General features: G+C 40.2%; 9 protein-coding genes and 1 pseudogene. 2 read left to right on the forward strand and 8 right to left on the reverse strand.

Annotation, left to right across the window (positions count from 1 at the left end; all coding sequences use genetic code 11):
- Positions 1 to 33: 33 nt before the first annotated feature.
- From ACHCNF_RS02760 to ACHCNF_RS02770, 3 genes are all read right to left on the reverse strand, one after another.
- Complete coding sequence (locus tag ACHCNF_RS02760; protein WP_408071270.1) at positions 34 to 1,809, reverse strand: eL24 family ribosomal protein; 1,776 nt, start codon at positions 1,807 to 1,809, stop codon at positions 34 to 36.
- A 77-nt stretch (positions 1,810 to 1,886) separates the two neighbouring features.
- Positions 1,887 to 2,627, reverse strand: a complete 741-nt coding sequence (locus tag ACHCNF_RS02765; RefSeq protein WP_408071271.1) for a YebC/PmpR family DNA-binding transcriptional regulator — start codon at positions 2,625 to 2,627, stop codon at positions 1,887 to 1,889.
- Between the two features lie 23 nt (positions 2,628 to 2,650).
- Positions 2,651 to 4,057: a hemolysin family protein gene (locus tag ACHCNF_RS02770; RefSeq protein WP_408071272.1), complete on the reverse strand. Its 1,407-nt coding sequence runs from the start codon at positions 4,055 to 4,057 to the stop codon at positions 2,651 to 2,653.
- Between the two features lie 188 nt (positions 4,058 to 4,245).
- Here ACHCNF_RS02770 and ACHCNF_RS02775 point away from each other — a divergent pair, with 188 nt between their 5' ends.
- The gene (locus ACHCNF_RS02775) at positions 4,246 to 5,121 is read left to right on the forward strand and encodes a hypothetical protein (RefSeq protein WP_408071273.1); all 876 of its coding nucleotides are present in this window, start codon (positions 4,246 to 4,248) and stop codon (positions 5,119 to 5,121) included.
- Between the two features lie 55 nt (positions 5,122 to 5,176).
- On the opposite strand, the gene alr is transcribed toward ACHCNF_RS02775, so the two are convergent.
- The 4 genes and pseudogenes from alr to ACHCNF_RS02795 all read right to left on the reverse strand — a co-directional run bounded on the left by alr (position 5,177) and on the right by ACHCNF_RS02795 (position 9,397).
- Entirely contained in the window at positions 5,177 to 6,382 is a 1,206-nt protein-coding gene (gene alr / locus ACHCNF_RS02780; RefSeq protein WP_408071274.1) for an alanine racemase, read from the reverse strand.
- 18 nt (positions 6,383 to 6,400) lie between these two features.
- Complete coding sequence (locus ACHCNF_RS02785; protein ID WP_408071275.1) at positions 6,401 to 8,041, reverse strand: NAD(P)H-hydrate dehydratase; 1,641 nt, start codon at positions 8,039 to 8,041, stop codon at positions 6,401 to 6,403.
- A complete protein-coding gene (locus ACHCNF_RS02790; RefSeq protein ID WP_408071276.1) occupies positions 8,019 to 8,708 on the reverse strand; it encodes a hypothetical protein in 690 nt (229 codons plus the stop codon). Before ACHCNF_RS02790 ends, ACHCNF_RS02785 begins: the two co-directional genes overlap by 23 nt.
- Positions 8,709 to 8,750: 42 nt before the next feature.
- Positions 8,751 to 9,397 (reverse strand): annotated as a pseudogene (locus ACHCNF_RS02795) (redox-sensing transcriptional repressor Rex).
- A 337-nt stretch (positions 9,398 to 9,734) separates the two neighbouring features.
- Between ACHCNF_RS02795 and ACHCNF_RS02800 the strand changes: the two are divergent.
- A complete protein-coding gene (locus ACHCNF_RS02800; RefSeq protein ID WP_408071277.1) occupies positions 9,735 to 10,070 on the forward strand; it encodes a hypothetical protein in 336 nt (111 codons plus the stop codon).
- Here ACHCNF_RS02800 and ACHCNF_RS02805 read toward each other — a convergent pair.
- Complete coding sequence (locus ACHCNF_RS02805) at positions 10,050 to 12,050, reverse strand: ABC-F family ATP-binding cassette domain-containing protein (protein ID WP_408071278.1); 2,001 nt, start codon at positions 12,048 to 12,050, stop codon at positions 10,050 to 10,052. The two genes, ACHCNF_RS02800 and ACHCNF_RS02805, sit on opposite strands and share 21 nt — an antisense overlap.

The following is a 12,050-nucleotide window of genomic DNA, read 5'->3' on the forward strand; positions in this document are numbered from 1 at the left end:
AACAAAAATCCCTTTCAAAAAATTCCTAATATTTTATAGATCAAAATCATCACCGGGCTTAATGGTGATATCAAAATCATCTTTATTCTCTGCTATATCCTTATCCTCAACAGCTTTAACAGGCTCCGGTTTATAGTTTTTGACTCCCACAGATAAAATACCTATATCAGTCATCTCCGGCCTCTTCATATTAAAGTTGGGTACAAGGTCCTCCTCGTCCTCATCTCCTGTTGGAAGTATCATTCCTTCAGGAACAAATCTTGGCTTATCTGCAACTTTTTCTTTAACAGTTGCATTTTCAGCTGTTACGCTTTCAGCCGCCATATTTTCAACCTTCACGTCTTCGGCTGCTTTCTTCTTTGCTTCAGCTTCTTTAGCCTCAGTACTTTCAATTTCTTCCTTAGCTTCGTCTGTTTCTGAATTATCAGAAGCAGTATCTGCTTCATCCTCAGCGTATTCTTCATTCTCAGCCAATACTTCATCCTCAGCCAATACTTCATCCTCGGCGGATGCTTCATCTTCATCCTCTGATTCATCAAAGAAAGCTGCACCCTTTACATCTTCTTCACCTTCAATATAGGCAAAGCTGGCTACAGCACAGCTTACAAGAAGGATTAAAGCAGTAATTATCATAACTTCACTATTTGCAGAAGTTTCTCCCAATAAAGCGGATGCTGCAACAATAAGTACAGAAAATAACAGCCATGGCGTAATTATCTCGCATCTGTCCTTAGCCAAATACATTATTGCAGGAATAAATGCAAGAGAAAGGATCGCTAGGGCAAAATATGTATTTGGAAGCGAGTTCTTCACCATAATCAGCCACGCATTTGGGTTATATCCATAAAATCTCCAGGTCCATTTGTAATAGGTATCGGTAATACCGGCAGTTCCGCCCTGGTATACAAGCATACCTATGAAGGATGCGAAGCCTGAAAATACAAGAAGAACTTCATTGATACAAATATTAAAGGTGTTACCATAGAGATCAAAAAGATCCCAGGCTGTGAGAAGCAGTACAATTACTGCAGCACTTACAGCATCAATATAAAACATCAGCCCCACCAATGCGCCAATAATAATGCTGAATATCTTATAATACCATCTTGACCCTGTTCTTGATGTAAATCCTCTTACATAAAAGACGACCATCATTACTTCAAAAGCAATAGCCGTAAACGTGAGCTGATCAGCATCCACGGTCAGAAGTGAGTAACCAAAAGCCGGAATAAATGCAGCACCACCTGCAAATGCAATGGCAGCTGCCATACCAAGGCCGGCTCTCACAGCAATATATAAAAACAAAATCATGAGTATCCTAAGGAAAAGATTCAAAGTAGAAACAACTACAAAGGAATTCCCAAGAAAGCTCATAAAGACTCTGAGAATACTGACATAAGCATTTTCGATCACGCTGAGTTCAACAGCATTCTCACCTGACATAGCTACAATCGCACTGTCATATAGTCCTATATTTCCCGAATATTCATTTACAAGTAAAGAAAAATTATTGTAAGTAAAAAAAGCTATAACAGCTATTACTAAAGGAATCAGTATCTCAATCCACGCGGGCTTCTCCCACTGCCTGATATTCTCCCTGCTATTAATAAAGTCTCCGATTTTACTGCCGATTATCCCGATCACAATGGCAGCAACAAGGCAAGCTGCAAATGTACCACCTGCAACTATACGCCTGTCGTAGGACGGAAAAAGCCCCGAGACAAAACCGGTAACTCCTATGGCAAATATCATTCCCACTAAATAAATCACCCAGACACAAATTCCAATCCATGTCTTTCTAAGCTTCATCTCAAGGCCTCCCCATTGAAAATATTTTTTTCAAAACCTCTTCTTCTCTATTTTTAAAGAGAAGTATTTAAAATTTTTTATTCTACTGAACTGTCATCCCAGTTATGATATACAGCCTGTACATCATCATCCTCATCAAGAATGTCAAGGATTCTCTGGATACGCTTAACATTCTCCTCGTCTGTAACCTCTACATAGTTCTGGGGGATCATTGTGATTTCTGCTGAAGCTGTAGCAATCTTCTCATTTTCAAGAGCTTCAACAACGCCCTGGAATGCGTCCGGAGTTGTAAGGATTTCGTAGCTGTCTTCCTCTTCATTGAAATCATCAGCGCCTGCATCAAGAACAAGCATCATAAGATCATCAGCGCCCATTGAACACTCTTCCTTGTCAATGAGAATCTGACCTTTTCTGTCAAACATATAAGATACACAACCCTGTGTTCCGATATTGCCGTTGCCCTTTGAGAATGCTGCTCTTACATTTGCAGCTGTACGATTGATGTTATCAGTAAGTGTATCAACGATGATAGCTGTGCCGCCCGGGCCGTATCCTTCATATGTAAGTGTCTGATAATCTACATTTCCGTCTGCACCTGCAGCCTTCTTAATACCACGCTCAATAGTATCATTAGGCATGTTGTTTGCCTTAGCTTTTGCAATAACCTGTGCAAGCTTAAAGTTATTAGCCGGATCAGGGCCGCCTTCCTTTACTGCAACTGCTATCTCACGTCCGATAACTGTGAAGATCTTACCTTTAGCAGCGTCGTTCTTCTCCTTCTTATGCTTAATGTTAGCAAATTTTGAATGTCCTGACATTTTATCCTCCTAAAAAAATACAATTAGTTTTCTTTATTTTCCTGATCGTCACCGGCAGCTTCAGACTTACTGTCTTTTAGTCTTTTCACCAGTACGCTTTGGATCATATGGTTCTTTACCGAGAGAATCTTGAAGGAATATCCTCCTATCTCAGCAGTAAAATCTTCTCCCTCACAGGGTATTCTGTCCAGTTTGGATATCAAGAGTCCATTTACAGTTTCAAAATTCGGATCCTCAAATTCAATTCCAAATCTGTCTTCCAAATCTTCAAGTGGGGTTTTACCCTCTATTATAAATTCATCCTTATTTGATGTGGCCTCAATGTAATCTTCATCCTCGTCATACTCGTCCATAATGTTTCCGACTATTTCCTCAATAATGTCCTCCATGGAAACAAGGCCTGCAGTCTGTCCATACTCATCAATTACAATAACCATCTGGGTTTTGGACTTCTGCATATCATGAAAAAGGCTGTCGATATTTCTCGTCTCGGGAACATTCCTCGGAGATCTCAATAGTCCTCTTGTTTTTCTAAGCGGAGTATCATCATCCGTATGCTCGGATAGCTTTTTCATGGCATCTCTTATATGAAGTATACCAATAATATGATCTATATTGTCCAGATAAACCGGGAAACGGCTGTTATTCATATCGAGCATAAAGTCCACCGCTTCCTTCAGGGTGGTATTACCATCGATACAAACCATAGCCTTTCTGTTGGTCATGATGTCCTGAGCCTGCTTATCTGAAAACTCAAATATATTTGAGATCATATCTGCTTCCGAATCCTGAAGAACTCCCTGCTCCTGACCTTCAGAAACCATTGATTTAATCTCTTCCTCAGTTACATCATTGTCATCTGCATCCCAGTGGAATCCGAAGATTCTAAGAATGCCCATCGCTGTAAGCCTTATTAGACCTGTAAAAGGACTGAAAAATCTGATTATAAGACTTATGGCACCGACTCCGAAATATGCCCACTTCTCAGGATACCTGGCGCCAAGTTTCCTTGGAATAAGTACTCCAATCGTAAGCACAACATACATCAGTATAATAACAGCCAGTACATAGGATATTATCTGAACTACTACTGCGTTCTGTATAAAGCGTCCTATCAGCTCATATGTAAATCCACTAAGAGTTCTGATATAGATAACACCCAGCAGCATATTGATCAAAAGTGTCAAGAGATGAATCGTATTGATATATCGCCCGGGAAATTCCAATATTTCCTCAAGTCTCTCAGCTGTCTTTTTTTCCCTCTGCAAAATAGGTGAATTATTATCATCTTCCTTATCGGATCCGAATCTTAGATCATCCGGCTTAAGATTCTCGATTGCAGCTCCAAATCCATAACAGAGCATATCAATCAAAATCACAACAACAAACATCAATAAAAAAGCAGTGGCAGTGGGTCCACCATCATCCATCTATGTTCATCTCCTTCACCGTAAAAATCGCAAAAAGCGTCAAAATAAAATATAGCATCTTGCAGGCATACAGTCAAGAAACCACACTTGTCATCGTTTTTTCGTTAAGTTAAAATAAAAACATGATTTCGGTATTTTTTGAGTTCCTCACGAGAGGACTGATTTGGATAATAAAGTGCATATTTGACATGATACTGTTTTTCCTGCGAATGATGTTCAGGATTATTCGTCTTTTCCTGGTGCTGTCACCTGTCACAGCAGTTTTCTACACAGGTATATATCTTATTCTTGCCATTGAGGTGATTGCAGGAGAAAACGTAGTTTCATCTCTTCTACCTGTTAAAATATACTCATCAGATGTAAAAGAGCTTATCGTTAATACTCTCAAAGGATATCTATCCCTGCTTTCCAATTATAGCGGAACCCTTATGTTTTTCGTGCTCTTCCTGATAATGCTGGTGCTTGCTGTTCCATTATTCCTTGTATTTATAAGTATAGGAACCTTTGTTTATGCAGGAAAGTTTCTTATCATTCCTTTATTTGCAGATGTGCTTATATATTTTTTAAGATGCATCATTTCAGGGCGCACACCATTCGAAATAATATACAGCAGATACAGATTTCTTTTTCCGGTTTCAGGACAAAAGCTTGACAAAAGAAGTTACGACAGATGGCTAAGACGCCATCATGATGAATTCGTGCATGACACCTTTGATGAAAGAGAAACTGATAGTCCCTATGATGATTTTTATGAAGAATACTCCGATGATGAGGATGACTATTATCTCGAGGATGAATATGATAAGAACTATGAAGGCGTCTATGATGAAGACTACGAAGACTATGACTATGACTCTGACAATGACCATATAGATAACCCTTCTAAGAACACAGCATTTTCCGGATTTAATTTTTTTGCCGGATGTACCAGTCTCGAGTCTGCCGCCAGAAAGTATAAATCGCTCGTAAAGCTGTATCATCCCGATAATATGGACGGTGATACCTCTGCATTACAGGAAATCAATGTGCAGTACAGTGCAATAAAAAAACGGTTAAGCTGTTAAACCCCAGCTTAGCCGTTTTTAAAAGTAATTATCTTCAAAACTCCTGTTTCATACTTCAGATTTCATAGCTGCGAAATATTTTACCATCCTTGGCATATAGTCTCGGAACACGGTGGTTTATATCACAGGCAAACTCATAGTTCATTCTGCCGCTAATATCCCCAAGTTCCTCAATGGTGATAGCCTCTGAGCCGTACTCACCAAAAGAAGTATGTGGCTTTCCTATAAGGATTACTTCATCTCCTTCTTTTGCATTGGGAATACCGGTAACATCAACCATGAACTGATCCATGCAGACACGCCCTAGAATTCTCGCCTTCTCGCCGTGAATCAGAACATATCCTCTTCCTCCTGACAGACTCCTGGGATATCCATCTGCATATCCCACCGGAATGGTTGCAACTCTCATCCTTCTGTCAGAAACAAAAGTTCCGCCATAGCTGACAGGTGTATTTTCCGGAATATCCTTAATATATGATATATGACTATACATGGAAAGAACGGGCTTTATCTCAATTTTATCCCTGCTGACTTGATCTGAAGGCCACATTCCATACATAGTGACGCCGCATCTTACCATATCCATGTGAGCTTCAGGCATATCAATTATGCTTGCACTGTTTGAACAGTGCACTATTGGAATATTATAGTCAAGCTCCTTCTGAATCTTTGTGACAAACTCATCAAATTCCTTGTACCTTGCATGAGCATTTGAAAGATCAGCCTCATCCGCTCTGGCAAAATGTGTGAAAATGCCTTCTACTTCTATACCTTCTGTTGAAAGAGCTGTTTTAATAAAATTCTCTCCATCAACATCAGGTCTTATACCTATTCTGCTCATGCCACAGTCCACTGCTATATGTACACGAAATACCTCTTTGCCGCCCTGCGCTCTTCTTTTTTTTACGCGCTCAGACAAATGCTTTAACATATCATATCTGAAAACTGCAGGTCTGATATTCTCCCTCAGCATCCTCTCGTATGCATAGGGGAATGTATATCCCAGAACCAGAATTGGTTTACTGACTCCATTTTCTCTAAGTTCAAAAGCTTCCTCAGCTGTAGCTGTTGCAAAGCCCCATATATATGAATTATCCTGTAGCATCCTTGCAACTGGAACCGCACCAAAGCCATATCCGTCAGCTTTTACAACCGCCATCATTTTTGTATTTCGTGGAAGCGAATTGTACATATTCTCAACATTTTTAGAAATCGCATCCAAATCTATTTTTGCATAAACTCTTGAAAACTCTTCCAGCATTCCTATATTGCCTCGTTTTTACATCATTTTTCCGGAAAAAATATCTCTGAGACTTCCGGATATATCTCTGGCAGTCATACCCTGTCTGCCATTTTTTACAGCTGCCATGTCTCCGGCAACACCATGCAAAAAAGCTCCGACCACAGCCGCTTCCAATTCACACGAAAAGCCTGAAACAACAAGCGCGCCCAAAAGTCCGGCAAGAACATCCCCGCTTCCTGCAGTGGCCATTCCATCATTACCGCTTATATTAATAAAATTACGTTCTCCGTCAGTAATAATACTTCTTGCATCTTTACATATAATACTCGCATGAAATTCTTTTGCAAGTTTTATTGCTTCCTGAATAAGGCAAATGCGACAATCATGTATGTTTTTGCCTATAAGTCTTGAGAACTCGGCAAGATGAGGAGTCATAATAACTTCTCCGTTATACTCGCAGGTGAGCTTTCTTATCTTCTCATCCTCAGCAATTATGTTAAGTGCGTCTGCATCAAGAATCAAAGGCTTTTTACCATTTTTAAGAATAGTCTCCAACAGGCTTTTGCCTGCACTGCCTTTGCCTATCCCCGGTCCGCAGACTATCGCATCACACCACTCAAGTGATTTTGACAGCATTTCACTATACTCTGTAAGCTCAGCCTCAAATTTACTTTCAAAGGCTTCATCTGAATAGATATCAGTCATCGCCTCCGGAAGAAGTGTCTGAATCGCAGCAAGATTTGTCTTTTCAGTAAATATTTTTACCATACCTGCTCCGCTTCTTAAGCAGCTCTCAGCAGCCATAATGCAGGCTCCGCTGATTTTTTTACTTCCGGCAACTACAAGAACCTTCCCGAAAGATCCCTTATTTCCCGCAGGGTTCCTAGGAGGAAGTAATTTTTTTGCAAAATCATTATTATCATCAATATCAATATACTTAAATTCAGGAGCCTCATCCAAAAAGCCGGCTTCGGTAATACCTATGTTAACAATATGGATAATTCCTGAATGGGATGCTCCGGGATAAAAGGCACACCCCATCTTAAGAAAACCAAATGTAACCGTCTCATCCGCACAGATCGCCTGTCCCTGAACCTGACCTGTATCAGCATTTATGCCGGTAGGAATATCTGCCGCAATAACGTATGGCGCTTTCTCATCAAAATCTTCCCTCGCATAATTTATCTCGCAAACAGCTGACAAATAATCCCCTTCGAGATTCCTTGTGCAGCCTATTCCCAGCATGGCGTCAACTATTACATTACTTTTCTTTATCTCTGTATTTAATGTTGCAGTATTAAAATCTATTACATTAACCCCATAAGATAAAGCTATCTTAAGCTGTGTGTTGCAAGCAGATGTCCTTTTTGAGCCCGCACCTTTTTCATGCAGGCTGTGATTGACCAGCATAAGAGTAACCGTGATACCTTCCTGTACAAGTATTCTGGCTGCAGCTATACCATCTCCTCCGTTATTGCCGCTGCCCGCAAGAATAAGGACCTTTCCTGAAGGCGGAAGGGCTCTTTTTACATATTTGCATATAGAAAGCGCCGCCCTCTCCATCAGTACATCCTGTGGAATACCGAAGTGACTGATTGTCGTCTTGTCACATCGTTTCATCTCGGCAGCGCTAACAACATATTTTGAATTTTTATCAACTATCGGTAAATTTTTCATCTTCAACTATTATCCCATCGCGTTCTTCCATACCGGGTTTAACTATAGGATGTCTTCTCTCAGGATCATACTTTAAGTCAAAAAGGTCAATTACCTCCGGGCCAAATATATTATGCATATAAGAATACACATTGAAATTTTCTATTTCTTTCTCCTGCAGCCTTATGACATTCTTCTTAAGCTTGATCCTGACCTGGGATACCCACTCATCTATCGCATCAATCTCCACGGTATTGTCATGAATCCTCTTATAAAACAGATTCATAGTCTCTACCATAAGCTCATAATTTGCCTGATAAATTTCCCGCGGAAGCCCCAGCATATCATCTTCACAATCTTCGATTTTCTCATTGCACTCCTTTATAAGTCGTGTATGATCATCGATCTCTGCTTCTATCTTTTTTCTCTGCCTGGCATTTTTTCCCGCGTCATCTCTGAGAACAACTATTTCTCCAAGAAGCTTTTTCTTTAATCTCTTTATATCTTTTATTTTTTCCCTTGTCTTTTCCTGCTTATTCACAAGCTTAATAAGCTCAGCCTCCAATTGCTTTATCTTAGCAGTTTTAGGACTTAGCACAAAAAGATCCTGCCATTTTGAGTCTTTGAAAAGAATAGGGACATCCTTTCCAACAAGTGCATCAGAATAAGTATTATTATCCATCGCCATAGTGGCTCCCTCATAAGATAACAATTACCGCCAAGGGTAATACTACTTCAGATTATGCGATTTTTCATATCTCTCCACACTATATGAGAGCTTCATTAAAGAATCTGACAGGTGTACATTTTCAACCTGAACATAATCCGGCAGCTCCAGATCCACATGCGCAAAATTCCATATAGCCTTTATTCCGCACTTCACAAGCTTATCCGCCATGGGAACAGCCTGATCCTTGGGTATCGTAAGAACTGCTATCTCAATTTTGTTGTCCCTAACAAACTTTTCAATCTCCTCCACAGGCCTTATCTCAATATCCCTGATTTTCTTGCCATGAAGCTTAGGATCAAGGTCAAATGCCCCTTTAAAAATAAATCCCCTGTTAAAAAATTGTTGTAACCTGAAAGTGCCTGTCCAAGATGTCCCGCGCCAATAATAATAAGTGTGTGCTCTTTTCCAAGCCCTAAGATCTTACCAATCTCATCGTAAAGATATTCCACATTATAGCCGTAACCCTGTTGTCCAAAGCCTCCGAAGTTATTAAAATCCTGTCTTATCTGTGAGGCTGTAACCTTCATTATATCGCTTAATTCCTGCGAAGAGATACGTGTGATTCCCTGATCCTTTAGCTCACCAAGGTATCTGAAATATCGAGGCAGACGGCTGATAACCGCCTGAGAAATCTCTTTTCTTGTCATATTTCCTCCACTACCGAATATATATTAGATTCCTGTATTTCTGAGGAAAAATAAAATTTGCTTATATTCTTATTCAGCTCTGAAAATTCGGTCAACTTTAATTATACTATCTGTTAAAATTTCGTCAATGTATGAAATTGCCTATACAACATCATTTTTTGTAAATTTAATAATTGTGAAAAATCCTTTCAAAATCTCACTTTTTCTTTGAAAATTAGTTTCAAAAATGCTTATTTTTCGGATTTCTTTAATACTAAGTTTATGTTTTGTTTCGAATTGGCAGATATAATAATGTCTAGCTTCGTATGTACATTTTTTGTTTTTATGAGGTAATTTTATGGGAATGTCAATCGGAGGAATTAGTGGATACAATATGTATCAGACACAGCCTATGAACCTGTCGCTATCTAATGAAGCACCCGTTTCAGATGTATACGACAAGCACAAGGCTGTAGGTGATATTTCGACTGTTGCGCCAGTGGTTTATCCCAATGCCCAGGAAGTAAAGGTCGGCGAGATAGCATCCACTGACGGTAAAGAAGAAACTTTAAAAGTCAGTCAGCAGTACAACAATATCGCTTCCAGATTTGGAAACACCACTGTAGGCTACGGACGTGATATGGCTGGCTATTCATATGCGCAGAGCGGAAGCTCATTTGATGCCTTCGCTTAGTTCTGCCCACTCATCATACAATGTATTTAAGCGTTCTTCGTTGGATGTAAGTTCATCTGACAGTTTACGCACTTTAGCAAGGTCGGTAGCTACATCCGGGTCAGTCAGCTCAACATTTATTTTTTCGTTTCTTTCTTCAAGTTTAGCAATTTCGTCTTCGCACTTTTTAAGGGCAGCCTCCTGTTTTCTCTTTTTGGCTGCCTCTTCTTTTTGTGCCTTCCAATCAGCTGCTCCTGAGCCTGAATTATCAGCCTGGCTGCTACTTCCCGCAAGCTTTCCAAAGGAATTGCCTGATGCTGCCGATTTACTATCCATGTCAATTTCTCTTCCGAAAGAGGATGCATCTCCGCTCTCTGAGAGCACTCTGGCTGTCTGTTCCTCGGAATGTTCCATGTAATAGTCATAATTTCCCAAATAGTTGATCATTCTTCCATGTGTAAGATCAAGTATTCTTGTAGCTGTTTTATTGATAAAGTATCGGTCATGGCTCACATACAAAACCGTGCCTTCATAACCTGACAAGGCGTCCTCAAGTATCTCTTTACTTGTAATATCAAGGTGGTTTGTAGGCTCATCAAGTATCAGAAAATTAGCCTCAGAAAGCATAAGCTTGGCAAGGGATACTCTGCCCTTTTCTCCTCCGGACAGGTCCCCTATCCTTTTAAATACATCATCTCCTGTAAAAAGAAACGCAGCCAGTGTATTTCTGATCTCAGTGTTGCTCATGGAAGGATAGGCATCCGAAAGTTCCTCAAAAAGTGTCTTCTCCTCGTGAAGAACCTGATGCTCCTGATCGTAATAACCTATGTGAACCTTGACTCCAAGCGTGATCTCACCATCGTCAAGAGTCTCCATTCCGTTTATGATCTTAAGCATTGTGGTTTTTCCTGTGCCGTTATCGCCAATAATGGCAACTTTCTCGCCACGCTTTATTTCAAAGCTGATGTTTTCAAAAAGTTTCTCATTTCCAAATGATTTCGAAATAGAGTCGACCTGCATGACATCGTTGCCACTTACACATGAGGGCGTAAGCGTTATTCTCATGTCATCCCTTACCTCTGTGGGCTTTTCAAGGCGCTCTATTTTATCCAGCATCTTCTCACGGCTCTCAGCACGCTTAATACTCTTTTCACGATTAAACTGCTTAAGCTTCTCTATTACCTCTTCCTGATGCTTTATCTCTGCCTGCTGGTTTAAATATGCCTTGAGCTTTGCAGCCCTTATCTGCTCTCTCTTTTTTGCATAAGCAGAGTAATTGCCTATATAAACATCCGCGCTGGTCTGGTCGATCTCAATTACCTTCTGAGCAATTCTATCAAGGAAATATCTGTCATGAGATACTATAAGAACAGCCCCTTTATAATTTATAAGGTAGCCCTCGAGCCATTTTATGGAATTCATATCAAGGTGGTTTGTAGGCTCATCGAGTATAATGAGGTCAGGGCTCTGCAGAAGGAGCTTACCAAGAGCGACTCTCGTTTTCTGTCCTCCCGATAAAGTGGATATTCTCTTATCAAACTCTTCCTCTGAAAACCCAAGTCCTTTGGCTACACCAATTACTTCGCTTTCCCAGGCATAACCATTTTTCATCTGAAACTCATGATTCATCTGAGCATAGCGCTCCATGAGCTTGTCAAGTTCTTCCCCCCGAAGTACATCCATCATTGTCTCCGCTTTTCGAATCTCTTTTTCAAGCTCAATGACATCTCTTTTCATCTCACGAAGCTCTTCATAGATGCTGTGCGCACTGTCAATATTCTGATTCTGTGCAAGGTATCCCACAGTTGTATCTCTGGACAGGGTAACCGTTCCGGTGTCAGGTGTAAGCTCACCTATGATCATGCGAATAAGTGTAGTCTTACCTGCTCCGTTAATACCTACTATTGCAGCCTTTTCATTATCCTCAAGGTGAAATGAAACGCCCTTTAATATATCCTTACCGTCAAATGATTTTGATAAGTCATGACAATTTAAAACCAT

The sequence above is a fragment of the Butyrivibrio sp. NATIVEDY162 genome (assembly GCF_045999815.1).
In the GTDB taxonomy this organism is placed as follows: Bacteria; Bacillota; Clostridia; order Lachnospirales; family Lachnospiraceae; genus Butyrivibrio.